We start from the raw sequence: 24,877 nt of genomic DNA on the forward strand, positions 1-24,877 counted from the left end.
ACGTTCGATCAGGCGATCGGAACCACCTTCGGCAACAGTTTTCAGCGGTTGGGCGATTTCCGCAGCGCTGGAACGCGATTCGGCGGTCAGGTGTTGCTCGTCGGCTGGCAGGGCAAAAGCGTTGGCAGCCAGGATGGACAGGGTCAGGGTCAGCAGATGGCGTTTCATGATTTCGGTGCTCCTCTCGGGGGCTGGAAAGTGGGTACGGAGCCAATGCTACGCCGGGTAACGCCAGAGAGAAGTTCATACGGGTAATGGTAACAATCGACCGTATTGATAGAGGTTGGAAGCTGCTCTACACAGCGCTTTACAGGCCATGTGCTGGCGTTTTGATGGTGCTGCTGACGGGTAACGCGCGCAACTTGGCGCAACGAGTTGCTGAGCGAAAGGCCAGGAAAAACTTCGTTATCATGGCGCCATCGATAAAACCCCACGGGCTTTCATCAGTCCGAGATATTGAGTGCCACCGCTGTGCCTGTTCTGTGCCATGCCGCAAGGAGAATCACGCAATGACGCGTCCCGCCAGAATCCTCGTCTGGACCTTCACCAGCCTGCTGACCCTGCTGGCGATCCTGGTGGTGGTGATCGCCACCTTCGACTGGAACCGCGTCAAGCCCCTGCTCAACGAGAAAGTCTCCGAGGCCCTGCAGCGGCCCTTCGCGATCAATGGCAACCTTGCCGTGGACTGGCGCACCGAACCTGAAGAGGGGGGCTGGCGTGCCTGGGTGCCCTGGCCGCACTTCATTGCCGAAGACCTGACCCTGGGCAACCCCGAGTGGCTCAAGGAGCCGAAGATGGTCGGCCTGGAGCGCGTGGCGTTCCGCCTGGCGCCGTTGCCGCTGCTATTCCAGCAGATCAGCATCCCGCGTATCGAGCTGACCAGGCCTACAGCCAACCTTACCCGCCTGGCCGATGGCCGCGCCAACTGGGCCTTCGACTTCGGCCCCAAGGATGAAAACGCAGAGCCTTCCAAATGGCAGCTGGACATCGGCGCCATCGGCTTCGACCAGGGCAGTGTCAGCTTCGATGACCAAACCCTGAAAACCAGCATGAAGGTGCAGATCGACCCGCTGGGCAAGCCTGTCCCGTTCAGCGACATTGTCGGCAAGGCCCGCGCCGAGAAGGCCGGTGCCGCGCAGGACTATGCCTTCGGGCTCAAGGCCCAGGGCCGCTACAAAGGCCAGCCAGTGTCCGGCACCGGCAAGATCGGTGGCCTGCTGGCCCTGCAGGACGCCAGCCAGCCGTTCCCGCTGCAGGCTGACGTGCGCATCGCCGACACCCATGTGGTGCTCGCCGGTACCCTGACCGACCCGCGCAACCTCGGTGCCCTCGACCTGCGCCTGCGCTTGTCCGGGGCCAGCCTGGGCAACCTCTACCCTTTGACCGGCGTGACCTTGCCCGACACCCCGGCCTATTCCACCGACGGTCACCTCAGCGCCAACCTGCAGGCGGCGCAAGGGGCGACCTTCAACTACCAGGGCTTCAACGGCAAGATCGGTGACAGCGATATCCACGGCGACCTGGCCTTCGTTGCCAGCCAGCCAAGGCCCAAGCTGTCCGGCAACCTGGTGTCCGACCAGTTGCTGTTCAAGGACCTGGCGCCGCTGATCGGCGCCGACTCCAACGCCGAGCAGAAGGCCCGCGGCGGTGCCAGCAAGCAGCCGGCAGGCAAGGTGCTGCCGGTGGAGGAGTTCCGCACCGAACGTTGGCGTGCCATGGACGCCGACGTCACCTTCGCCGGCAAGCGCATCGTGCACAGCGCGCAATTGCCGTTCAACGACCTGTCGGCCCACGTGATCCTGGAGGACGGCCTGCTGCGTCTGGAGCCCCTGCGTTTTGGCGTGGCTGGCGGCAATCTGGCTTCCAGGATCCGCCTGGATGGCCGCAACGTACCGTTGCAGGGGCGCGCCCGCCTGACGGCGCGGGGCTTCAAGCTCAAGCAGTTGTTCCCCTCCTTTGCGCCGATGCAGACCAGCTTCGGTGAGTTGAATGGTGATGCCGATATCACTGGTCGGGGCAACTCGGTGGCCGCCTTGCTGGGCACGGCCAATGGTGACCTGCGCATGCTGATCAACGATGGCGCCATCAGCCGCAGCCTGATGGAGATTGCCGGGTTGAACGTGGGCAACTACGTGGTCGGCAAGCTGTTTGGCGATGAGGATGTGAAGATCAACTGTGCGGCGGCCGATGTGGGCATCAAGGATGGCCTGGCGACCACACGCCTGTTCATCTTCGATACCGAGAACGCGATCATCTACATCAACGGCACGGCCAATTTCGCCACTGAGCAGCTGGACCTGAAAATAAACCCGGAATCGAAAGGCCTGCGGCTGTTCTCGCTGCGCTCGCCGCTGTATGTGCGCGGGCCGTTCGCCAGGCCCAGTGCCGGGGTGCAAGCGGTACCGCTGGCGTTGCGCGGGGCGGGGATGGTGGCACTGGGGGTGGTGGCCGGGCCAGCGGCGGGGTTGCTGGCGCTGATTGCGCCTAGCAGCGGGGATGATCCGAACCAGTGCACGCCACTGTTGCAGCAGATGAAGGCGGGCAAGGCGCCGACGGTGGTGAAAGGCAAGAAATGACGGGGGCCGCGTTGCGGCCCCTTGCGGTTACAGCCCTTGCAACAGGTCGACAGATCGTCCGCGTGCTCTTCTTCCTGCGCCAGGATATAAGGCTTACGCGCCGTGGACGGCGGCGCTGTCTTCTTCGCGCTGTTTGCAAGTCTTGAAGCCCTTGGCATCGACATGGCCGGTGGCGTCGAAGCGCACGTAGTAGGGCTGCTGGTGGCCATCGCGGTTGAGGATGTAGTCGTTGCAGGTGCCGCCGTGGGGCAGGTCGCTCACGCTGGACGGGCTGCCGCCGATGGCGATGACCTTCTGCATGGTCATGCCTTTTTCCACTTGCCTGACCAGCGGTTCGTCGCGGTAGGTGACGTAGTCAACCGGGTTTTCCGGACGGCTGCCGCAGGCGGCGAGGGTGGCGCTTGCCAGAAGGATTGCCAGGGTCTGCTTGTACATGGTTTCGCTCCTTGCAAAGGTCTGTGTGGTTTTGAACCGCAGCGCGCTCCCGGAGTTCGATTGCGATGGTCATCAAGGCCGCTGTAGTGTTGGCCGGTCGTCCACGGAAAGGAGCTGGGGCAATGCAGCAGGAATTGGCCACGCGATACCCGTTGGTGCTGGTGCCGGGCATGCTCGGTTTTGTCCGGGTAGTGCTCTATCCCTACTGGTTCGGCATCGTGCCGGCCCTGCGCAAGGGCGGGGCGCAGGTGTTCCCGGTGCAGGTTTCGCCGCTGCATTCCAGCGAGGTGCGCGGCGAGCAGTTGCTGGCGATCATCGAAGACATCTGCCAGCGCACCGGCGCGGAAAAGGTCAACCTCATCGGCCACAGCCAGGGCGCCCTGAACGCACGCTACGCTGCCGCCAGGCGGCCCGGGCGGGTGGCTTCGGTCACGTCGGTGGCAGGGCCCAACCATGGCTCGGAACTGGCCGATTACCTGGCACGTACGGCACCGGGCGATTCCCCGCAGGGGCGCATCCTCAAGGCTGTGCTGCATGGCTTGGCCGTGCTGCTGGTGTGGCTGGAAACCGGCTGGCGCCGCGACCCGCTGCCGGTGGATGTACACGCCTCGCACCAGTCGTTGACCAGCGCCGGGGTGGCGCTGTTCAACCAGGCTTATCCACAGGGGCTGCCAGGCACCTGGGGCGGGGAAGGGGCGTATGAGGTCGATGGCGTGCGCTATTACTCCTGGTCCGGCACCTTGCAGCCCGGCCTGACCGACCAGGGGCGCAACCGCATCGATGGCAGCAGCCACTTCTGCCGCCTGTTCGCACGCAGTTTCGTCAAGGAAAAGGGCCATTGCGACGGCATGGTCGGGCGCTTCAGTTCGCACCTGGGGCAGGTGATCGGCGACGACTACCCGCTCGACCACCTGGATATCGTCAACCAGTCGCTTGGCGCGGTGGGCAAGGGCGCCGAACCGGTGCGGCTGTTCATCGAACATGCCGCCCGGCTCAAGGCGGCAGGGCTCTAACGGCGGATCGGTGTGGTCCAGCGCTCGGCCAGTATCACGCCGGCCAGGGTCAGCAGGCCGCCGACCAGGTGATAGCGGGCCAGCTGCTCGTCGAGCACCACGGCGGCGATCAGCGCGGTGACCAGTGGCAGCAGGTTGAAGAACAGCGTGGTACGGCTTGGGCCCAGGCGGTGCACGGCCTTCATCCATACCAGAGGGGCGATCATCGAGGCCAGCACGCAGGCGTACAGCACCAGGCCAATGTTGCGGCTGTTCAGGCCAGTCTTGTCCGACAGCAGGAACAGCGGCAGCAGCACGACGATGGCCATCAGCACCTGCAGGTACAGCAACTGCATCGGTGGCAGGCGCAGCTGCCATTTCTTCAGCAGGAAGCTGTACAGCGCGTAGGCCAGGGTGGCCACCAGCATCAGCAGGTCGCCGCTGTTCAGGCCTTGTTGCAACAGGACGGCGGGGTGGCCGGCGCTGACCACTTCCAGTACGCCGAAAAATGACACCAGTGCGCCCAGCAGGGCGCCGTAGCTCAGGCGCTGGCCCAGCCAGGCGATGGACAGCGCCAGTGACATCAGCGGCATCAGCGAGAGGATGATGCCCATGTTGGTGGCGCTGGTGATGCCGGCGGCGAAGTAGGCCAGGCTCTGGTACAGCGCCATGCCCAGCACGCCCAGCACGAACACCTTGCCCAGCTGCGGGCGGATGGCCGCGCGATTGCGCCACACGGCGGGCAGCAGGAACGGGGTGAACAGCAGCGCGGCCAGCAGCCAGCGGTAGAAGCCGATCTCGGCGGGGTGGATGGCACCGGCGGACATCTTGGTGACCACGGTGTTGCCGGCCCAGATGAGGATGGCAGTGAGGGGGAACAGGTAGTTCATGTAGCAGGTTACTCGCTGGGGCCTGGAATGGGGGCTGCTTTGCAGCCCTTCGCGGGCTTGCCCGCTCCCACAGGGATATCCAGGCCTGAAAGCTGGCGCAGATCCTGTGGGAGCGGGCGAGCCCGCGAAGGCCTGCGGCGCAGGCCCTCGATAGGCCTGTATTATCGATTGTCTGTTTACAAGCCTATACTCCTATCCAGACAACTCACCCCGCCAAGCAGACAGCATGCCGCGCAAATACCTCGACATTCCTCGGTTCACCCAGCTCCCGGCCCCGGTGTACTTCCGCCACGACGAGTTCGGTGCCGACACGCACAGCGCCCTGCATCGCCACGCCTGGGGCCAGCTCAACTACACCGCCCACGGCGTGATGCAGCTGGAGGTCGCCGGCCAGCGCTTCCTGTCGCCGCCGCAATACGCCGTGTGGGTGCCGCCCGACACCGAGCATGGCTGCTACAACCCACAGGCCATCGTCTACCACTCGGTCTACCTGGACCGCAGCCTCTGCGCCGCCCTGCCGCAGCAACCGTGCAGCCTGATGATCAGCGACATCCTCAAGGCCATCCTCGCCGACTTCGCCCGGCGTGACCTGCGGGTGGCCGAGGGTGAGCGCGACCAGCGCCTGGTGCAGGTGCTGCTCGACCAGTTGCTGCTGGCACCCGCCCAGGCCTGCTACCTGCCGTTTGCCCACAGCGACGGGTTGCGCCAAGTGCTCGATGCCCTCGGCGCCGAGCCAGGCGACAACCGCCCGCTGGCCGACTGGGCAGCCCGGGTGCATGTCAGCGAACGTACCCTGGCCCGCCAGTTTCTGCGCGAACTGGGCATCAGTTTTGGTGAATGGCGCCTGCGCCTGCGCTTTCTGCGAGCCATCGAAGCGCTGGAAGCCGGCCAGTCGATCCAGGCCATCGCCTTCGACCTGGGCTACAGCAGCGCGTCGGCGTTCATCGCCATGTTCCAGCGCCAGGCCCATTGCACGCCCGAGCAATACCGCCGCCAGGCACGGGCGGGGCGTTGAGCATTTATTGGCTACACTCAGCTCGACCACCGTGCATCGGGCACGGAGCCAAGGAGACCACTCCATGAAAGTGCTGCAAATCCCCTTACTGGTGTTGGCGGTGTTGTTCAGCGCCCAAGGCTTCGCCGCCAATACCGCGCAGCAGGAAAAGATGAAAACCTGCAACGCCGACGCCACCGCCAAGGCCCTCAAGGGCGATGAGCGCAAAGCCTTCATGAGTACCTGCCTGAAGAAGGACGTGCCGCAAACCCAGCAAGAGAAGATGAAAACCTGCAACGCCGACGCCACCACCAAGGCCCTGAAGGGTGACGAGCGCAAAGCGTTCATGAGTGACTGTCTGAAGAAGAAATGACCTGCGCCTATGCCTGCAGGCGTAAGGCTGGCAGACTGCGGGTCTTTCCCGTTGTCTGCCGTTGAGGCTGTATGACCTTCACCCCTCGCCAGGTCACCCTGGCCAGCTGGATCATCGTGTTTGCCGGCCTGTTGCTGGCGCTGCCCCTGAAATTGCTGCCGAGCCTGTTGGCCGGCCTGCTGGTGTTCGAGCTGGTCAACATGCTCACGCCGCGGCTGCAGCCACTGCTGGCCGGGCAGCGCGCCCGTTGGCTGGCGGTGGCGCTGCTCGGCACGCTGGTGGTCAGCACCCTGACCCTGCTGTTTGCCGGGGCCTTCAGCTTCCTGCTGCACGAGGCAGAAAACCCCGGTGCCTCGCTGGACAAGTTCATGGCCTTGGTGGAGCGCGCCCGTGGGCAGCTACCGCCATTCATCGAAGGCTACCTGCCGGCCAGTGCGGCGGAGTTCAAGGTGGCCATCGGTGACTGGATCAAGAGCCACCTGAGCGACCTGCAACTGGTGGGCAAGGGCATGGCGCACATGTTCGTCACCCTGTTGATCGGCATGATCCTCGGCGCCATCGTCGCCTTGCAGCGCATCCCCGATATCTCCCGGCGCAAGCCACTGGCGGCGGCGCTGTTCGAGCGCCTGAGCCTGCTGGTGCAGGCGTTTCGCAACATCGTCTTCGCGCAGATCAAGATTTCGCTGCTCAACACTACCTTCACCGGCATTTTCCTGGCCCTGGTGCTGCCGATGTTCGACGTGCACCTGCCGCTGACCAAGACGCTGATCGTGCTGACCTTCCTGCTGGGCCTGCTGCCGGTGATCGGCAACCTGATGTCGAACACCCTGATCACCATCGTCGGCTTGTCGCTGTCGATCTGGGTGGCGGCGGCGGCGCTGGGTTACCTGATCGTCATCCACAAGGTCGAGTACTTCCTCAACGCGCGGATCGTGGGCGGGCAGATCAGTGCCAAGTCGTGGGAATTGCTGCTGGCGATGCTGGTGTTCGAGGCAGCGTTCGGGCTGCCGGGGGTGGTGGCGGGGCCGATCTACTATGCCTACCTGAAGAGTGAGCTGAAGCGGGCCGAACTGGTCTGATTCTTCATTAGCCTGTACCGGCCTCTTCGCGGGTAAACCCGCTCCCACAAGTACGCCACAGCTCTCAAGACTTGCGCGAGCCCTGTGGGAGCGGGTTTACCCGCGAAGAGGCCGGTACAGGTAAAAGGGATGGCTCAGGCAGCGCCGTAACGCTTGCGTGCCTCGATGGCCAGCCCGCTGCCAATGCTGCCAAAGATATTGCCTTCCACATGCCGCGCATTCGGCAGCATCGCCGACACACTGTTGCGCAGCGCCGGGATCCCGCTGGAACCACCGGTGAAGAACACCGTATCGACCTGGGTCTCGCTCACACCAGCCTTGGCCAGCAATTCGCTCACGCTACCACGCACCCGCTCCAGCAACCCTTCGATAGCCCCCTCGAACAGCGCCCGGGACAGGTCCACGCCCAGCTCGCGCTCGATGCGGCCGAGGTCGACGTGGCGGCTCTGCTGCTCGGTCAGCTCGATCTTGCTGGCCTCCACTTCCATCGCCAACCAGTGCCCGGCACGCTCCTCGATCAGCTTGAACAGGCGGTCGATGCCCAGCGTGTCCTCGATGTCATAGCGCATGCTGCCCAGCGCCAGCTGCGACTTCTGCGAGTACAGGGCGTTGATGGTGTGCCAGGTGGCGAGGTTGAGGTGGTAGCTGGTCGGCATCAGCGCGCCGCTCTTCATGCGGCTGCCGTAGCCGAACAGCGGCATCACGCCCTGCAGGCTCAGCTGCTTGTCGAAGTCGGTACCGCCGATGTGCACGCCGCCGGTGGCGAGGATGTCGCTCTGGCGCTCGGCCACCAGGTGGCGCTCGGGCGACAGGCGGATCAGGGTGAAGTCCGAGGTACCACCGCCGATGTCGACGATCAGCACCAGCTCTTCGCGGCTGATGCCCGACTCGTAGTCGAACGCCGCGGCAATCGGCTCGTACTGGAACGACACGTCCTTGAAGCCGATCTTGCGCGCCACTTCGGCCAGGGTGTCTTCGGCCTCCTGGTCGGCAGCCGGGTCTTCGTCGACGAAGAACACCGGGCGACCCAGTACCACCTGGTCGAATTCGCGGCCGGCAGCGGCCTCGGCGCGCTTTTTCAGCTCGCCGATGAACATGCCCAGCAGGTCCTTGAACGGCAGGGCGCTGCCCAGCACGCTGGTGTCGTGCTTGATCAGCTTGGAACCCAGCAGGCTTTTCAGCGAGCGCATCAGGCGGCCTTCATAGCCTTCCAGGTACTCGTGCAGCGCCAGGCGGCCATATACCGGGCGACGCTCCTCGATGTTGAAGAACACCACCGACGGCAGGGTGATCTTGCCGTCTTCCAGGGCGATCAGCGATTCGACACCCGGGCGGTGCCAGCCGACCGTGGAGTTGGAGGTGCCGAAGTCGATGCCCAGGGCGCGGGCCGGCGATACGTCAGACATGGGAAAAGGCTTCCGGAGGCAAAACGGCCGCGCAGTTTATGCCAGTTGGCTACAGAATCAAGACCAGTCGTCTGCCATGGCGCAAACCCAAGGCGGTCTTGAAAGGCTATGCTTGACCCCTATCTTCTTTTGCAACACGCACATTCACATTGGTGATCCATAGATGGACTTCAAAGACTATTACAAGATACTCGGCGTAGAGCCCACGGCGGATGACAAGGCGATCAAGGCCGCGTACCGCAAGCTGGCGCGCAAGTATCACCCCGACGTCAGCAAGGAGCGCGACGCCGAGGAAAAATTCAAGGAGGCCAACGAGGCCTACGAAGTGCTGGGCGACGCGCAGAAACGTGCCGAGTTCGACGAAATCCGCAAGTACGGTGGCCAGCATGGCCGGCCGTTCCAGGCACCACCGGGGTGGGAAAGCCGTGGCGGTGGCGGTGGCTTCGAGGGCGGTGATTTTTCCGACTTCTTCAGCTCGATCTTTGGTGGCCGAGGAGGCAACCCGTTCGGTGGCGCCCGGCAGCAGCAACGCAGCGCCGGCAGGCGAGGGCAGGACGTGGAGCTAGAACTGGCAGTGTTCCTTGAAGAGACCCTGAGCAAGGAGTCCAAGCAGATCAGCTTCCAGGTGCCGCAGACCAATGCCATGGGCCAGCGCACCGGGTTCACTACCAAGACCCTGAACGTGAAGATTCCGGCCGGGGTGACCGATGGCGAGCGCATCCGCCTCAAGGGCCAGGGCGCGCCGGGCAGCGGTGGCGGGGCCAATGGTGACCTGTTCCTGACCATTCGCATGGCACCGCACCCACTGTTCGATGTCGAAGGTCATGACCTGATCATCACCGTGCCGCTGGCACCGTGGGAGGCAGCACTGGGCGCCAAGGTGGCCGTGCCGACCCTGGACGGCAAGATCAACCTCACCATCCGCCCCGACAGCCAGAGCGGCCAGCGCCTGCGCGTACCGGGCAAGGGCCTGGCCAACAAGAGCGGCGAGCGTGGCAACCTTTACGCGCAATTGAAAGTGGTCATGCCGCCAGCATCCGACGAGTCTGCCCGCGAACTGTGGACCAAGCTTTCCGAGAAGGCTGCGTTCAACCCGAGGACACAATGGAGTAAGTGATCATGAGCAGCACCCTGATCGTTCAACTGGACATGCGTACCCTGTGTCAGGAGGCCGATATCACGGCTGACTGCGTGATCGAAATCGTCGAGCACGGCATTGTCGAACCTTCCGGGCGAACGCCGGAGGACTGGTTGTTCGACGATCAGGCGCCGTTACTGGCCAAACGCGCGGCGAAGCTGCATCAGGAGCTGGAACTGGAGTGGGAAGGGGTGGCGCTGGCGCTGGAGCTGCTGCAGGAAGTGCAGCAGTTGCGCAGTGAGAACAGCATGCTGAGGCAGCGGTTGGGCAGGTTTATCCAGATGTGAGTTTTGCAGGCCCGGCCTCTTCGCGGGTGAACCCGCTCCCACAGGAATCGCACGATCCCTGAGATGTGTGCAGTACCAGTGGGAGCGGGTTTACCCGCGAAGAGGCCAGTACAGGCAAAATCAAATTCAGCTTGGTTCAGCCCCCGGGTTCAGCACCAGCTGCATGAAGGTCAAGTCCAGCCACCGGCCAAACTTCACCCCCACCTGCGGCATCTGCCCGGTCACTACGAAGCCCAGGCGCTCGTGCAGGTGCACCGACGCTGCATTGCCGCTCTCGATGGCCGCCACCATCACATGCTTGCCACACTTGCGTGCACGCTCGACCAGCGCTGCCATCAGCAGCGGCCCCAGCCCCTTGCCCCGCTGGTCGCCACGGATGTACACCGAGTGTTCAACGGTGTTGCGAAAGCCCTCGAATGGCCGCCAGTCGCCAAACGATGCATAGCCCAGCACACCGCTCCCATCCACCGCCACCAGGATCGGGTAGCCCTGCTGTGCGCGTGCGGCGAACCAGGCCAGGCGGTTGGCCAAATCCACCGGGGTTTCGTTCCAGATCGCCGTGGAGTTGCGCACCGCGTCGTTGTAGATGTCGAGGATGCCCGGCACGTCGGCAGGCAGGGCATCGCGGATTTCATGACTCATGACAGCGTCTCGCAGGGTCGTTGTTTGCAGATTAAATGGTTACCAGCCCACGCACACCCTCGGCTTGCATGTTTTCGCCACGGCCGCGCTGGATGATCTCGCCACGGGCCATCACCAGGTACTGGTCGGCCAGCTCCTCGGCGAAGTCGTAGAACTGCTCCACCAGCAGGATGGCCATGTCGCCACGCTCGGCCAGGCGACGGATGACTGCGCCGATCTCCTTGATCACCGAAGGCTGGATGCCCTCGGTGGGCTCGTCGAGGATCAGCAGGCGCGGTCGGCTGGCCAGGGCGCGGCCGATGGCCAGCTGTTGCTGCTGGCCGCCGGACAGGTCACCGCCACGGCGTTGCTTCATCTGTTCCAGCACGGGGAACAGTTCGTAGATGAAGGGCGGTACCTCCCGAGCTTCACGGGCGGGGAAGCGCGAAAGGCCCATCAGCAGGTTTTCCTCGACAGTGAGACGCGGGAAAATCTCGCGGCCCTGGGGCACGTAGGCGATGCCGGACTGGACCCGTTGCTGGGGCTTGAGGCTGGTGATCGGCTTGCCTTCCCATTCGATGCTGCCATCGCGGGCGGGTACCAGGCCCATCAGGCAGCGCAGCAGGGTGGTCTTGCCCACGCCGTTGCGGCCCAGCAGGCAGGTGACTTCGCCGACCTTGGCTTCGAAGGACAGGCCCCGGAGGATATGGCTGCCGCCGTAGTACTGGTGCAGGGTGTCGATTTTCAGCATGTGTGGTTCCTGGGAAATCTGCTTTGCCTGTGCCGGCCCTTTCGCGGGTAAACCCGCTCCCACAAGGACCGCGCAGCTCTTCAGGCCTGTACCGTACCTGTGGGAGCGGGTTTACCCGCGAAGAGGCCGGCACAGGTATCCATGTCTAGCGGCCCAGATACACCTCGACCACCCGCTCATCCGCCTGCACCTGCTCCAGCGACCCTTCCGCCAGCACACTGCCCTGGTGCAGCACGGTCACATGGTCGGCAATGCTGCCGACAAACCCCATGTCATGCTCCACCACCATCAGCGAATGCTTGCCGGCCAGGCCCTTGAACAGTTCGGCGGTGAACTCGGTCTCGGCATCGGTCATGCCCGCCACCGGCTCGTCCAGCAACAGCAGTTGCGGCTCCTGCACCAGCAGCATGCCGATCTCCAGGAATTGCTTCTGTCCATGCGACAACAAGCCTGCCTGGCGCTGGGCCAGCGGCAACAGGCGCAAGGTGCCCAGCACCTCGTCGATGCGTTGGCGCTGCTCACCACCCAGCCGCGCTGCCAGGCTGGCCCATACCGATTTGTCGGTCTTCAGTGCCAGCTCCAGGTTCTCGAACACCGTCAGCGCCTCGAACACCGTGGGCTTCTGGAACTTGCGGCCAATGCCGGCCTGGGCGATCTGGTATTCGCTCATGCGGGTCAGGTCGAGGGTGTCACCGAAATAGGCCGTGCCGCTGTCGGGCCGGGTCTTGCCGGTGATCACATCCATCATGGTGGTCTTGCCGGCCCCGTTTGGGCCGATGATGCAGCGCAGCTCGCCCACGCCGATGTACAGGTTCAGCGCGTTCAGCGCCTTGAACCCATCGAAGCTGACGCTGATGTCTTCCAGGCTCAGCAGCGTGCCGTGGCGGGTGTCGAGGCCGGCCTTGCGGCTCTGGCCCAGGCCGATGGCGTCGCGGCCGGCGCCAAGGTTGTCGAACACCGGTTCGAGCATGAATTCAGGGTGTACCGCGGGCACGCCTCTCATGGCTGGCTCCTTTTTTTCAACAGACCGACCACGCCCTTGGGCAGGTACAGGGTGACGAGGATGAACAGCGCACCGAGGAAGAACAGCCAGAACTCCGGGAAGGCTACGGTGAACCAGCTCTTCATGCCATTGACCAGGCCGGCACCGAGCAGCGGGCCGATCAGCGTGCCGCGCCCGCCCAGGGCCACCCACACGGCGGCTTCGATGGAGTTGGTCGGCGACATTTCGCTGGGGTTGATGATGCCCACCTGCGGCACGTACAGCGCGCCGGCCAGGCCACACAGCACGGCGCTCAGCACCCACACCAGCAGCTTGAAACCGCGTGGGTCGTAGCCGCAGAACATCAGGCGGTTCTCGGCGTCGCGCACGGCGGTGAGCAGGCGGCCGAACTTGCTGCGGGTCAGGCGCCAGCACAGGTACAGGCTGGCCAGCAGCAGGGTCACGGTGAGCAGGAACAACACCGCCCGTGTACCCGGCGCGGCAATGTCGAAGCCAAGCAGAGTGCGGAAGCTGGTAAAGCCGTTATTGCCGCCAAAGCCGGTTTCGTTGCGAAAGAACAGCAGCATGCCGGCGAAGGTCAGCGCCTGGGTCATGATCGAGAAGTACACGCCCTTGATCCGCGAGCGGAAGGCGAACCAGCCGAACACCAGCGCCAGCAGCCCGGGCGCCAGCACCACCAGGCACAGGGCCCAGGCGAAATGCTGGGTGCCGGCCCAGTACCACGGCAGCTCGCTCCACGACAGGAAGGTCATGAACCCCGGCAGGCCGTCACCGGCGGCCTGGCGCATCAGGTACATGCCCATGGCGTAGCCACCGAGGGCGAAGAACAGCCCGTGGCCCAGCGACAGCAGCCCGGCGTAGCCCCAGACCAGGTCCAGGGCCAGGGCGACGATGGCGTAACAGAGGATCTTGCCGACCAGGGTCAGGGTGTAGGCCGACACGTGCAGGGCATGATCAGCCGGCAGCAGCGACAGCAGCGGCAGGGCCACCAGCAGCAGGACGACGACGGCGCCGATGGCCAGCGTCAGCCGTGGCCCGGCCTTTTGAGTAGCGGTGACAAGCAGTGGCTGGTTCATCAGTCGATTACCCGTCCCTTGAGGGCGAACAGGCCTTGCGGGCGCTTCTGGATGAACAGAATGATCAACGCAAGGATGAGGATCTTGCCGAGCACGGCGCCGATCTGCGGCTCCAGCAGCTTGTTGGCGATGCCAAGGCCGAAGGCGGCCCAGAGGCTGCCGGCCAACTGGCCGACGCCACCGAGCACCACCACCAGGAACGAGTCGATGATGTAGCTCTGGCCCAGGTCCGGGCCGACGTTGCCGACCTGGCTCAGGGCCACGCCGCCGAGCCCGGCGATGCCCGAGCCGAGGCCGAAGGCGAGCATGTCGACGCGCCCGGTGGATACGCCGCAGCAGGCGGCCATGTTGCGGTTCTGGGTGACCGCGCGCACGTTCAGGCCCAGCCGTGTGCGGTTGAGCAGCAGCCAGGTAAGCAGTACCACGGCCAGGGCGAAGCCGATGATCACCAGGCGGTTGTATGGCAGTATCAGGTTGGGCAGCAGCTGGATGCCACCCGAAAGCCAGGCCGGGTTGCTGACTTCGACGTTCTGCGCGCCGAACAGCAGGCGAATGGCCTGGATCAGGATCAGGCTGATGCCCCAGGTCGCCAGCAAGGTTTCCAGTGGGCGGCCGTAGAGGTGGCGGATCACCGTGCGCTCCAGCGCCATGCCGACCCCGGCACTGACAGTGAAAGCGACTGGCAGGGCGATCAGCGGGTAGAACTCGATGGCGCCGGGGGCGTAGCGCTGCAGCAGTATCTGGACCATGTAGGTGCTGTAGGCGCCGAGCATCAGCATTTCGCCGTGGGCCATGTTGATCACCCCGAGCAGGCCGAAGGTGATGGCCAGGCCAAGGGCTGCCAGCAGCAGGATCGAACCCAGCGACAGGCCGCTGAAGGCCTGACCGAGCAGCTCGCCGACCAGCAGCTTGCGCTGGACCTGGGCCAGGCTGGTTGCTGCGGCGGTGCGCACGCCCGGGTCGGTTTCCGCGTTGGGTTGCAGCAGCGCTTCGAGGCGGGTGCGGGCCAGCGGGTCACCGGTTTCGCCGAGCAGGCGTACGGCGGCCAGGCGTACTGCCGGTTCGCTGGCACCCAGTTGCAGGTTGGCCAAGGCCAGGCCGAGGGCGGCGTGCACGGCGGCGTCCGGTTCGCTGGCGAAGCGCCGGTCGAGGAAGGCCATTTGCGCCGGTTGCGCGCTCTTCTGCAGCTGTTGGGCTGCGGCCAGGCGGATGTCGCTGTTGTCGCTGAGCAACTGGTGGCTGGCCAGGGCATTGTCGATCAGGCCGCGCAGGCGGTTGTTCAGGCGTACCTTGCGCGTGTCATCGACGGCGATGCGGCCCTGGCGCAGGTTGTCCAGCAGCGGCAGGCGTGCGGCATCGGGTTGCGCCGCCCAGCTTTCGAGCAGTTGGGCCTGCTCGGCGGGCTTGGCGGTGAGGAAGAATTCGCCCTCGCTGGCCTGGGTGGCCAGGGGGATCAGCAGAAGAAGGGTTAGCAGGAGTCTGAGCATGCGAGCAATCCTGGAATACAGCGGTGGATTCTTCGCGGGTAAACCCGCTCCCACAGGGATCGCACAGGTTTCTAACCTTGCATCGAACCTGTGGGAGCGGGTTTACCCGCGAATGGGCCGCAAGGCGGCCCCAACGGCTCTCAATTACCTTTCACGGCGTAATCAGGGCGCTTGTCGTTGCCCGGAATGAACGGGCTCCAAGGCTGCGCCCGCAGCGGTTGCTCGGTTTCCCAGACCACGCTGAACTGCCCGTCATCCTGGATCTCGCCGATCATCACCGGCTTGTGCAGGTGGTGGTTGGTCTTGTCCATGGTCAGGGTAAAGCCCGACGGTGCCTTGAAGGTCTGCCCGGCCAAGGCTTCGCGGACCTTGTCGACATCGGTGGACTTGGCCTTCTCGGCGGCCTGGGCCCACATGTGGATACCGACGTAGGTGGCTTCCATCGGGTCGTTGGTCACCGCCTTGTCGGCACCCGGCAGGCCTTTGGCCTTGGCGTAGGCCTTCCAGTCGGCGACGAATTTCTGGTTGACCGGGTTATCCACCGACTCGAAGTAGTTCCACGCCGCCAGGTGGCCGACCAGCGGCTTGGTGTCGATGCCGCGCAGTTCTTCTTCGCCCACCGAGAAGGCCACCACCGGCACGTCGGTGGCCTTCAGGCCCTGGTTGGCCAGCTCCTTGTAGAACGGCACGTTGGAGTCACCATTGACTGTGGAGATGACTGCGGTCTTGCCACCGGCGGAGAACTTCTTGATGTTGGCGACGATGGTCTGGTAGTCGCTGTGGCCGAACGGCGTGTACACCTCTTCGATGTCCTTGTCGGCCACGCCCTTGCTGTGCAGGAAGGCGCGCAGGATCTTGTTGGTGGTGCGCGGGTAGACGTAGTCGGTGCCCAGCAGGAAGAAGCGCTTGGCGCTGCCGCCGTCCTCGCTCATCAGGTACTCCACGGCCGGGATGGCCTGCTGGTTGGGCGCGGCGCCGGTGTAGAACACGTTCGGCGACATCTCTTCACCCTCGTACTGCACTGGGTAGAACAGCAGGCCGTTGAGCTCTTCGAACACTGGCAGCACCGACTTGCGCGACACCGAGGTCCAGCAGCCGAACACCACTGCCACCTTGTCCTGGGTCAGCAGCTGGCGGCTCTTTTCGGCGAACAGTGGCCAGTTGGAGGCCGGGTCGACCACCACCGGTTCGAGCAGCTTGCCGTTGACGCCGCCCTTGGCGTTGATCTGTTCGATGGTCATCAGCGCCATGTCCTTGAGCGAAGTCTCGGAAATGGCCATGGTCCCCGACAGCGAATGCAGGATGCCGACCTTGATGGTCTCGGCGGCCTGGATGCTCCAGCTCAGGCCCATTGCGGCAATTGATGCGCTAAGGGTGAAGGCCTTGATCAGACTGCGTCGCTTCATGTGCTCTCTCCGCTGAGTTTTTATGTGTTGGGCAAGCGGGGAGGGGTGTTGCAAGGGGTGTGCCTAACGGCGGAAGGTGCGCAATAGAGGGGGTGTGCGAGGTGTTGGGGCGTGGGTTGGATCCAGTTTGGTGCCTGATGGATTTGTGTGCACAGGATTGGGGCTGCAAAGCAGCCCCCGAGGCCATCAGCCGTTACGCACAGCCGTGCGCGGATGGCGCTTGCTGCGCACCCCCTGATAGGTCACCGCCAGCAGCACAAACCAGATCGGCGTCACCAGCAATGCCGCGCGGGTATCTTCCTCCAGGCTCAGCAACACCAGGATGAAGGCAAAGAACACCAGGCACACGTAGCACATGAAGCGCCCGCCCGGCATCTTGAATTTCGACGCCTGGTGCAGCGCCGCTCGCTGCTTGCGGTACTGCAGGTACGACAGCAGGATCAGCGTCCAGACAAACATGAACAACACTGCCGAAACGGTGGTGATCAGGGTGAATGCCTCGACCACGTTCGGCACCAGGTAGATCATCACTGCACCCAGCAGCAGGCAGGTGCAGGAGAAGTACAGGCCATTGGCAGGCACCGAGCGGCCCGACAGCTTCTCGAACGCCTTGGGTGCGTCACCTTCCCGCGCCAGGCCGTACAGCATGCGGCTGGTGGAGAACACGCCGCCGTTGGCCGACGAGGCCGCCGAGGTCAGCACCACGAAGTTGATGATACTCGCTGCCGCCGGCAGGCCGGCCAGCACGAACAGCTCGATGAACGGGCTCTTGCCCGGTACCACGTCGCGCCAAGGTGTGACGGCCATGATTGCGATCAGTGCCAGTACGTAGAACATGATGATCCGCAACGGGATCGAGTTGATCGCCCGCGGCAGGGTGCGCTCCGGGTTCTTCGCTTCGGCGGCGGTGGTACCCACCAGCTCGATACCGACGAAGGCGAACACGGCGATCTGGAAACCGGCGAAGAAGCCCATCAGGCCATTGGGGAACATGCCACCGTCGTTCCACAGGTTGGCCAGCTGCGCGGTGCGCCCACTGGGCGAGGTAAAGCCGCTGATGACCATGTATGCGCCGGTAGCGACCAGACCGAGAATGGCGACGATCTTGACCAGGGCGAACCAGAACTCCAGTTCACCGAACATCTTCACGGTTACCAGGTTCAGTGACAGCAGCAGCGCCACGAAGGTCAGCGCCGGTATCCACTGCGGCAGCTCCGGGAACCAGAATTGCGTGTATGCCGCGATCGCGACCACGTCGGCGATGCCGGTGACCACCCAGCAGAACCAGTAGGTCCAGCCGGTGAAGTAGCCCGCCCAGGGGCCGAGCAGGTCGGCGGAGAAATCGATGAACGACTTGTAGTTGAGGTTGGACAGCAGCAGTTCGCCCATGGCGCGCATGACGAAGAACAGCATGAAGCCGATGATCATGTAGACGAAGATGATCGACGGCCCGGCCAGGCTGATGGTCTTGCCCGAGCCCATGAACAGGCCGGTACCGATCGCGCCGCCGATGGCGATCAGCTGGATGTGGCGGTTGGTCAGGTTGCGTTGCAGATGCTGTTCATCTGGCGCTGTGGGTGAGGTTTGCGTCATAGGCTGCATTCCGTTGAACGGTCGGTCGTCTTGTCAGAGGTAGCCGGCTAGGCTAACACGCGCGTTCCAGTTCGGGGCGCGACAGATCGACTCGACTTTTGGGTAGCAGTCTCATGCCTGTGCCGGCCTCTTCGCGGGTGAACCCGCTCCTACAGGGACCGCGCTGCCCTCAGGCCTGGCGCAGAACCTGTGGGAGCGGGTTTACCCGCGAAAGGGCCGGCACAGACAAAGCAAGGCTCAAGCGCTGGCCAGCACCCGGCCGCGCCTGACCACCAGGCTATCCACCAGCCACATCACCACCATGGACACCCCCACCAGCGGGAACATCAACCCCAGCACCAGCATCACCCCCACCGCCGCCTTCCAGCGCGGCAGGTCATGGCGCAGCGGCGGCACGCCCAGCCCGCCGGCCGGCCTGCGCTTCCACCACATCACCAGCCCGCTCACCGAGCCCAGCAGGATCATCAGGCACACCAGCAGGATGATGATCTGGTTGAACGCCCCGAACATCTTGCCTTCATGCAGCATCACGCCCAGCTCGGTGGCGCGGGCGACCGGGCTGTAGTCCTGCCAGCGCACATCGGCCAGGACCTTGCCGGTGTACTGGTCGACATGCAGGGTGGCGTCGTTGCGCGGGTCGTCGGCGAACACGGCAACGGTGAACACGCCATCGGCCGAGGTGGGCAGGGTGATGCTGTAGCCCGGTTCGACCTGGCGCGCGGTAGCGATGTCTTCGACCTGCTGCAGGCTTACCTGCGGCGCTGCCGGCGCGCTCGACATCATGTGGTGCCCGGCATGTTCGGCGTGTGCAGCGGACTGCGGCATCGGCGTGTTTTCCAACGCCCAGGGAACGGTCTGGCGGTGTGCGCTGTTGAGTTCACCCGCCTGGCGGTCCGACTTGGGCACGTCGTTCCACATGGCCGCCGGAAAGCGGTTCCACAAGTCGGCGTACTGCTTGCCCCACAGCCCGGTCCAGGTCATGCCGCTGACCAGCATCAGCAGCAACAAGGCCGAGCCCCAGAAACCGGTGACCGCATGCAGGTCGCGCCAGAACGGTCGGCCGCGTGCCGACAGCCGCGGCCACAGCACGCCAGCACCATTGCGCCCGCGTGGCCACCACAAGTAAAGCCCCGACACCACCAGCACGATGCCCCAGCCGGCGGCCAACTCCACGAGGCGGTCGCCGACCGTGCCGACCATCAGCTCGCCATGCAGGGCGCGGGCGATGGCCTGCAGGTTCTGCTTGCCATCCTGTTCGCCGAGGACTTTGCCGCTGTAGGGGGCGACGAAGACGTTCAGTTCGCGCCCAGCGTCATGCACCACGAATTGCGCGCTGCGTTCGGCGTCCAGCGGCGGCAGGTACTGGCCAACGTGGCCCTTGGGGTAGGCCTTGCGCACCTCGGCCAGCAGCGCGTCCGCGCCCTGTCGGTGGTGGCCGGCTTCGACCACCATCAGCTCGCGATACAGCAGTGGGTCGAGTTGCGGCTTGAACAGGTAGATGATCCCGGTGATCGCCAGCAGGATCATGAACGGGGCCACGAACAGCCCCGCATAGAAGTGCCAACGCCAGGCCAGGTTGTAGAAATTGATGCGTGTTCCTCTCATGGGAACCTCCTGTTTGACCAGCAGATGGGCGCGACCTGCGCCGCGCCCGTTGTTGTTGTCAGAAGCTGAAGTCGACCTTGGTCCAGAAGGTCCTGCCTGGCTCGTTGACCGGCTGTGGATCGGTTGCCGGGTAGCCGAACCCGGCGTTCCCGGCCAGGTTCAAGTGCTCGGCGTAGGTCTTGTCGAACAGGTTGTCGACCCCCGCGCTGAGCTTGAGGTGGTTGCTCACCTTGTAGGCGCCATTGAGCGAGAACACGCCGAAGCCGGCGCTCTTGTCGTAGTCCTTGCCGACCACGTTGCCCTGTTTCTCGGCGATGCGGTTCTGTTCCGCCACCAGCCGCCACAGTGCGCCGACGCTCCACACATCACGGCTGTAGGTCAGGCCCAGGCGGCTTTCCAGGGGCGGCATTTGCGGCAGCGCTGTGCCATCGCTGCTGTTCTTGCCCCAGGCGTAGGCCAGCGTGGCGTCGGCCTTCCAGTTTTCCGTCAACTGGTAGGCCGCGCCCAGTTCGCCGCCCATGATGCGGGCGTCGATGTTACGGGCCCGGGAGCTCATCCCCAGGTAATCGAACAGGATGTAGTCGCGGATCTGCCCCACGTAGCCGGACGCCCAGGCTTCCATGCGTTCGTCGCGGTACTGGACACCGAAGTCGAGCTGGGTGGTCTTCTCCGGCTTGATGCTGTCGAAGGCATTGACCGAGCCCGAGGGGCCACCTGCGGAGAACAGCTCCCAGTAGTCAGGGAAGCGTTGCACATGACCGAGGCCGATGTAGGTGGTGGCCGGTAGCGCCGCCAGGTCGTGTTCGTAGCGCACGAAGCCGCTGGGCAAGGTATCGGCGCGGGTGTTGCCGTTGGTGGCGCTGGTCGCGCGGAAGTCGCGGGCCGAGGCGCGGTCCAGGCGGGCACCGCTGATCAACCGGTCCTCACCGCTGACGTACCAGGTCAGTTCGCCGAAGGCACCGTAGTTGTGGAAGTCGGCGTCCTTGGTCCAGGCCTTGCCCTTGTGCGCGTCCACGCCCATGCCACTGCGCTTGCGATGTTCGTTGGTCTGCGCGTCAATGCCGCCGATCAGTTGCACGTCGGCCCAGCGCCAGGTGGCCTTGATGCGTGCGCCCATGGTGCGGCGGTCGACGTTGCTGACCATCGGCATGCCCATCATGCCGCTGCCCGAAGGCGTGCGCAGGCTGTAGTTGTCCATCACGTGGTCGGCGTAGTTGTAGTAGACCTGCGCCTCGACCTTGTCGAGCACCTCGCCGAGGTTGGATTTTTCAAACCGCAGGCCCAGGCTTTCGCGCTTGAACTGCGAGCCGTCCATGCCGCGCCCGGCATAGCGGGCCTCGCCATCGCCCTTGCCGGCGGTGAGTTCCAGCAAGGTGTCCTGGTCGGGCGTCCAGCCGAGGGCGACATCGCCGTTCCATTTGTCCCAGCGTGACGGCACGGTGTTGTCGCTGCCGTCATGGTAGTCGTCCGAGCGCGACTGGTTGCCGACGAAACGGGCGTAGCCCAGGTTGTTACCGGCGGCCGCGTCCAGCACCTTGTCGAAGCGGCCGTTGGAACCGGCCAGCAGGCTGGCGTTGACCCGGCTGCCGAGGGTGCCGAACTTCTCCGGCTCGCGCTCGAAGAGGATGGTGCCTGCCGAACCGCCCGGGCCCCAGATCACGCTTTGCGGGCCTTTGATCACGGTCAGGCGGTCGTAGGTTTCCGGCGAAATATACGACGTGGGGGCATCCATGCGGTTGGGGCAGGCGCCCAGCATCAGGCCGCCATTGGTGAGGATGTTCAGGCGTGAGCCGAACATGCCGCGCAGTACCGGGTCGCCGTTGGTGCCGCCGGCGCGGATGGCCGAGAAGCCGGGGATGGTCTTCAGGTAGTCGGCGCCGTCGCTGGCCGGCACTGGCTGGCGCGGGTCTTTCGGGTTGGTGACCACGGTCAGCGGCGAGCTCGGGGCCACGGCGGTGATCACCGTCGGGCTCAGCTCGGGGGCGTCGTGTGCATGGCCTTCATGGCCAGGGTCGGCGGCCAGGGCCACGGGCGCGAGCAGCGAGCCGCACACGGCGGCAATGGTCCCACGCAGGGACAAGGCAAAAACAGGGGTGCAGCCGGACATAATGATTCCAGTCGATCAGTCATGAGTCAGCGCGAAGCCTCCTGGCTCCGTGCGCAAAATGTGGGTTCAGACGTTGATCGAGGAAGGTGGGGCGCGGCTGCGCGCACCAGGGAATACAGCCTGCCGGGCATGGCCCTGGCGCGTGGGCGCAAACAGGTGGGTGGTGGGGACGACGCTGCCGGCGCTGAGCGGGCTGAGGGCCTGGGGCAGGGCCGGGCAGTTGAACAACAGGCTGCAGTAACCGCACTTTTCCCACATCACATGCAGCTGGCCATCGCCAGCCTGGCCGTGATGGGTGTCGCCGCCATGCTGATGGGCAGTCGCCATCGGCATGTCCATCGGCATGCTCATGCCGGCGTGGTGGTCCATCGGCATCGACTGGGAAATCAGCGGGCCGATGAAGATCATCCACATGGCGAACAGGCTCAGCCATCCGCCACCGGCGCGCCTGCGGTCAGGGCGGGTGGTATGGCTGATGCTGTTGCGCGGCAGGCTCACGACGAGTGCCTTTCAGCAGGTGATCAGTGCGCGTGTTCGTGGGCTTGCGGCTGGTCCGTCGGCGCCTGCTTCTGCACGGCCACATCGACGGTGATATTGCCGGCCTTTTCGAAGTGCAGGGTCAACGGGAAGCGCTTGCCGTCGCTGAGCAGGCTGCGGTCCTTGGGCTGCAACAGCATCACATGGTAGGCGCTGGGTGCGAAGATCAGGTTCTTGCCGGCGGGCACCACCACGCTGGGCACCTGCTGCATCTTCATGGCGCCGCTGGTGCTCATGGCATGCTCGTGCAGTTGTGCGTCATCGCTGATGGGGCTGTCGACGCTGAGCAGGCGGTCGTCGGCCTGGCCGTTGTTGTGCACCACGAAATACGCCGCGACGTTGGGCGCGTTTGGGGGCAACTGCAGTGACCAGGGGTGGGCGATGTGCAGGTCACCCACGCTGTATTCGTGGGCATTGGCAAAGGCGCCGGGCAGCAGCAGGGCGGCCAGGACGAGGGCGTGCTTGAGCATGGTGAATCTCCGTTTCTGTTCAGGTTCAGGCAGACAGCGTGATGAACTCAGGCCAGCGGAGAGGCACGGGGGTTGAGCGCCGGCCAGAGTTGGCGCGGCGTGGCGTGGTAGTCGGCAGGTGGCGGCAGCAGCCCGGCGAGCAGTAACGGCGGGTTGTGCAGCTGCGGCGGGTAGCCGGGCAGGGCCAGCAGCGGCGCGGCACCGGAGCAGCACCAGCAATTCATCATGCTGGCGCTGTCGTCGCTTTGCGTGCCGAGGTCGATCTTGGCCAGGGCCTGGACGTCGGCCTTGGCCTTGTTGGCCATGCTGGAACAGAAGGCCCCCCACAGCAGCTGCTCGGCCGGGCCCTTGGGCGCGGCAGAGGACAGCGGCATGGCCAGCAGGTTGAACAGCACTGCAAGGCAGGCTATCCAGGCAATGTGCCGACGTGGGGGCATGGAGAGATCCGGTCAGGAATCGTGGTGGGTATTGTAAGGCCGAGTATAGGTAAAAATGGCGGGGTGCGGTGAAGTGACGCAGGCCAGCAGTTGAAGCGGTGTCGCCTGCTTCGCGGGCGTGCCCGCGAAGAGGGCTGAATCAATCTCAAGCCTTGTTGCGGCCCATCAGCCCGCGCACGGTCTCCTGCAGGTCCGCCGGCAACACCACCACCTTGGCATTGCTGCTGCCCGCCAGGTTCTCCATCGCCCCCACATAACGCTCGCCCAGCAGGTACATCGCCGGCACGGTCTCGTTGCCGACCGCGTCCTTGACCAGCGAAATCGCCCGCGCCGAGGCTTCGGCCAGGCTGATCTGTGCCTCGGCATCCAGCCTGGCTGCCTGCAAGCGTGCTTCTGCCTCGAGAATCGCCGCCTGCTTCGCCCCTTCGGCACGGGTCACGTCGGCCTTGCGCTCGCGCTCGGCAGCCGCCTGGCGTTCCATGGCCAGTTGCATGTTCTCCGAGGGCTTGATGTCCTGGATTTCCACCGAGCGTACGGTCACGCCCCAGTCTTCGGTCTGCTCGGACATCGCCTCGCGCAGGCGCGCCTTGATCTGCTCGCGGCTGGACAGCGCTTCGTCCAGGTCCATGGCACCGACGATGGCGCGCAGCGAGGTCATGGTCAGGCTGGTGACGGCGAAGGAGAAGTCCTGTACGCCATAGGAGGCCTTCTGCGGGTCGACCACCTTGGCGAAGCACAGGGCGTTGGCGACGATCACCGCGTTGTCCCGGGTGATGATTTCCTGCTGCTGCACATCGAGGATGATGTCCTTGGTCGGCAGGCGGTAGGCAACCACGTCCATGTACGGGATGACGATGTTCAGGCCGGGCTTGAGCGTGCTCTGGTAGCGGCCCAGGCGTTCGACGACCCATTCCTCGCCCTGGGGCACGATGCGCACCCCCTTGAACACGGTGATCAGGACGAACAGGGCGATGGCGACGACGACGATGAGACTGGTCATGGTGCGAAATTCCTTTTAGTGCGGATTCAGGCCCGGATGACCCGGACGGTGTTCCCTTCGATGGCGGTCAGGCGCACCCGCTCGCCGGCCGCGATCTCGCTGTCGGCGATGCAGGTCCATTCTTCGTTGCCGAGGATCGGCTTCTGGAAGCGCACGCGGCCTTTCTGAAACTCCGAGACGCCAGCGGTCAGCAGCCCCACTTCGCCGATCACGCTCTCGGCGGTCCAGCGCACGTCGGGTTGCTTGCGCCGGAACAGCTTGAACCACAGCGCCGTGGTGACTGACGACAGCAGTACCCACAGCAGTACCTGCATATCCAGTTGCAGGCCGGGGGCGGCCAGCGAAATGAGCGACACCAGCACGGCACCGATGCCGAACCAGAGAATGAAGAACGTCGGCAGGACCAGTTCGAGCAGGGTCAGCGCGATACCGAACACCAGCCAGATCCACCATTGCATTTCCATATGGGTAGCGCCTTCCGGGGGGAGTGCCGAGTTTAAGGCAGCCGTGCGGCACCTGGCCACTTCATGGTCTGAAAGAAAAGTCCGAAATGGCTGTAAGAGCAACTGCCGTAGGCAAATGTATGAAAATTGCCGCGTCCCCTGTGGGAGCGG

The 24,877-nt window shown here is 64.5% G+C and carries 24 protein-coding genes; 7 read left to right on the forward strand and 17 right to left on the reverse strand.

The window, feature by feature from the left end; all coding sequences use genetic code 11:
• Window positions 1-509 precede the first annotated feature (509 nt).
• A complete protein-coding gene (locus tag M2S36_RS06190) occupies window positions 510-2,576 on the forward strand; it encodes an AsmA family protein (RefSeq protein ID WP_233694609.1) in 2,067 nt (688 codons plus the stop codon).
• A 93-nt stretch (window positions 2,577-2,669) separates the two neighbouring features.
• On the opposite strand, the gene osmE is transcribed toward M2S36_RS06190, so the two are convergent.
• Window positions 2,670-3,011 carry an osmotically-inducible lipoprotein OsmE gene (osmE, locus tag M2S36_RS06195; protein WP_207828776.1) on the reverse strand — a complete coding sequence of 114 codons (342 nt, stop codon included), beginning with the start codon at window positions 3,009-3,011 and terminating at the stop codon, window positions 2,670-2,672.
• A 122-nt stretch (window positions 3,012-3,133) separates the two neighbouring features.
• Between osmE and M2S36_RS06200 the strand changes: the two genes are divergently transcribed.
• Entirely contained in the window at window positions 3,134-4,024 is an 891-nt protein-coding gene (locus M2S36_RS06200) for an esterase/lipase family protein (RefSeq protein WP_207828778.1), read from the forward strand.
• Here the strand turns inward: M2S36_RS06200 and M2S36_RS06205 are convergent.
• Complete coding sequence (locus M2S36_RS06205) at window positions 4,021-4,893, reverse strand: DMT family transporter (RefSeq protein ID WP_207828780.1); 873 nt, start codon at window positions 4,891-4,893, stop codon at window positions 4,021-4,023. The two genes, M2S36_RS06200 and M2S36_RS06205, sit on opposite strands and share 4 nt — an antisense overlap.
• Before the next feature lie 226 nt (window positions 4,894-5,119).
• On the opposite strand from M2S36_RS06205, the gene M2S36_RS06210 reads away from it, so the two are divergent.
• The 3 genes from M2S36_RS06210 to M2S36_RS06220 all read left to right on the forward strand — a co-directional run bounded on the left by M2S36_RS06210 (window position 5,120) and on the right by M2S36_RS06220 (window position 7,339).
• Window positions 5,120-5,908, forward strand: a complete 789-nt coding sequence (locus M2S36_RS06210; protein WP_207828783.1) for an AraC family transcriptional regulator — start codon at window positions 5,120-5,122, stop codon at window positions 5,906-5,908.
• A gap of 64 nt (window positions 5,909-5,972) precedes the next feature.
• The gene (locus M2S36_RS06215) at window positions 5,973-6,260 is read left to right on the forward strand and encodes a PsiF family protein (RefSeq protein ID WP_003258250.1); all 288 of its coding nucleotides are present in this window, start codon (window positions 5,973-5,975) and stop codon (window positions 6,258-6,260) included.
• 71 nt (window positions 6,261-6,331) lie between these two features.
• The gene (locus M2S36_RS06220; protein ID WP_207828786.1) at window positions 6,332-7,339 is read left to right on the forward strand and encodes an AI-2E family transporter; all 1,008 of its coding nucleotides are present in this window, start codon (window positions 6,332-6,334) and stop codon (window positions 7,337-7,339) included.
• Window positions 7,340-7,473: 134 nt separating this feature from the next.
• Here M2S36_RS06220 and M2S36_RS06225 read toward each other — a convergent pair whose 3' ends face one another.
• Entirely contained in the window at window positions 7,474-8,745 is a 1,272-nt protein-coding gene (locus M2S36_RS06225) for an Hsp70 family protein (protein ID WP_063911892.1), read from the reverse strand.
• Between the two features lie 163 nt (window positions 8,746-8,908).
• On the opposite strand from M2S36_RS06225, the gene cbpA reads away from it, so the two are divergent.
• Window positions 8,909-9,862: a curved DNA-binding protein gene (cbpA, locus tag M2S36_RS06230; RefSeq protein WP_025340804.1), complete on the forward strand. Its 954-nt coding sequence runs from the start codon at window positions 8,909-8,911 to the stop codon at window positions 9,860-9,862.
• A gap of 2 nt (window positions 9,863-9,864) precedes the next feature.
• Window positions 9,865-10,170, forward strand: a complete 306-nt coding sequence (locus M2S36_RS06235; RefSeq protein ID WP_063911891.1) for a chaperone modulator CbpM — start codon at window positions 9,865-9,867, stop codon at window positions 10,168-10,170.
• A 126-nt stretch (window positions 10,171-10,296) separates the two neighbouring features.
• Here the strand turns inward: M2S36_RS06235 and M2S36_RS06240 are convergent, their stop codons facing one another.
• The 14 genes from M2S36_RS06240 to M2S36_RS06305 all read right to left on the reverse strand — a co-directional run bounded on the left by M2S36_RS06240 (window position 10,297) and on the right by M2S36_RS06305 (window position 24,727).
• On the reverse strand, window positions 10,297-10,812 hold the full coding sequence (locus M2S36_RS06240) for a GNAT family N-acetyltransferase (protein WP_207828795.1): 516 nt from the start codon (window positions 10,810-10,812) through the stop codon (window positions 10,297-10,299).
• 31 nt (window positions 10,813-10,843) lie between these two features.
• Complete coding sequence (urtE, locus tag M2S36_RS06245; protein ID WP_207828811.1) at window positions 10,844-11,542, reverse strand: urea ABC transporter ATP-binding subunit UrtE; 699 nt, start codon at window positions 11,540-11,542, stop codon at window positions 10,844-10,846.
• A gap of 145 nt (window positions 11,543-11,687) precedes the next feature.
• Window positions 11,688-12,545, reverse strand: coding sequence for an urea ABC transporter ATP-binding protein UrtD (urtD, locus tag M2S36_RS06250; RefSeq protein ID WP_207828813.1), 858 nt, complete (start codon window positions 12,543-12,545; stop codon window positions 11,688-11,690).
• Window positions 12,542-13,621, reverse strand: a complete 1,080-nt coding sequence (gene urtC / locus M2S36_RS06255) for an urea ABC transporter permease subunit UrtC (protein WP_207828815.1) — start codon at window positions 13,619-13,621, stop codon at window positions 12,542-12,544. The genes urtD and urtC overlap by 4 nt, the downstream gene beginning before the upstream one ends.
• Window positions 13,621-15,108 carry an urea ABC transporter permease subunit UrtB gene (urtB, locus tag M2S36_RS06260; protein ID WP_333956841.1) on the reverse strand — a complete coding sequence of 496 codons (1,488 nt, stop codon included), beginning with the start codon at window positions 15,106-15,108 and terminating at the stop codon, window positions 13,621-13,623. Before urtB ends, urtC begins: the two co-directional genes overlap by 1 nt.
• A gap of 140 nt (window positions 15,109-15,248) precedes the next feature.
• A complete protein-coding gene (gene urtA, locus M2S36_RS06265) occupies window positions 15,249-16,514 on the reverse strand; it encodes an urea ABC transporter substrate-binding protein (protein ID WP_207828820.1) in 1,266 nt (421 codons plus the stop codon).
• 186 nt (window positions 16,515-16,700) lie between these two features.
• Entirely contained in the window at window positions 16,701-18,107 is a 1,407-nt protein-coding gene (gene cycA / locus M2S36_RS06270; protein ID WP_063911884.1) for a D-serine/D-alanine/glycine transporter, read from the reverse strand.
• A 237-nt stretch (window positions 18,108-18,344) separates the two neighbouring features.
• Window positions 18,345-19,712: a PepSY-associated TM helix domain-containing protein gene (locus M2S36_RS06275; protein WP_333956842.1), complete on the reverse strand. Its 1,368-nt coding sequence runs from the start codon at window positions 19,710-19,712 to the stop codon at window positions 18,345-18,347.
• Between the two features lie 58 nt (window positions 19,713-19,770).
• Entirely contained in the window at window positions 19,771-21,819 is a 2,049-nt protein-coding gene (locus M2S36_RS06280; protein WP_333956843.1) for a TonB-dependent copper receptor, read from the reverse strand.
• A 66-nt stretch (window positions 21,820-21,885) separates the two neighbouring features.
• Window positions 21,886-22,317 carry a DUF2946 domain-containing protein gene (locus tag M2S36_RS06285; protein WP_233687348.1) on the reverse strand — a complete coding sequence of 144 codons (432 nt, stop codon included), beginning with the start codon at window positions 22,315-22,317 and terminating at the stop codon, window positions 21,886-21,888.
• Window positions 22,318-22,340: 23 nt separating this feature from the next.
• Entirely contained in the window at window positions 22,341-22,826 is a 486-nt protein-coding gene (locus M2S36_RS06290) for a copper chaperone PCu(A)C (RefSeq protein ID WP_207828845.1), read from the reverse strand.
• Between the two features lie 47 nt (window positions 22,827-22,873).
• On the reverse strand, window positions 22,874-23,263 hold the full coding sequence (locus M2S36_RS06295) for a DUF2946 domain-containing protein (RefSeq protein ID WP_207828847.1): 390 nt from the start codon (window positions 23,261-23,263) through the stop codon (window positions 22,874-22,876).
• Between the two features lie 145 nt (window positions 23,264-23,408).
• Window positions 23,409-24,263, reverse strand: coding sequence for an SPFH domain-containing protein (locus M2S36_RS06300; RefSeq protein WP_013974384.1), 855 nt, complete (start codon window positions 24,261-24,263; stop codon window positions 23,409-23,411).
• Window positions 24,264-24,289: 26 nt separating this feature from the next.
• Window positions 24,290-24,727: an NfeD family protein gene (locus tag M2S36_RS06305; RefSeq protein WP_207828850.1), complete on the reverse strand. Its 438-nt coding sequence runs from the start codon at window positions 24,725-24,727 to the stop codon at window positions 24,290-24,292.
• Between the last annotated feature and the right edge of the window lie 150 nt (window positions 24,728-24,877).

The organism is Pseudomonas sp. SF2 (genome assembly GCF_036858055.1).
Classification (GTDB): domain Bacteria; phylum Pseudomonadota; class Gammaproteobacteria; order Pseudomonadales; family Pseudomonadaceae; genus Aquipseudomonas.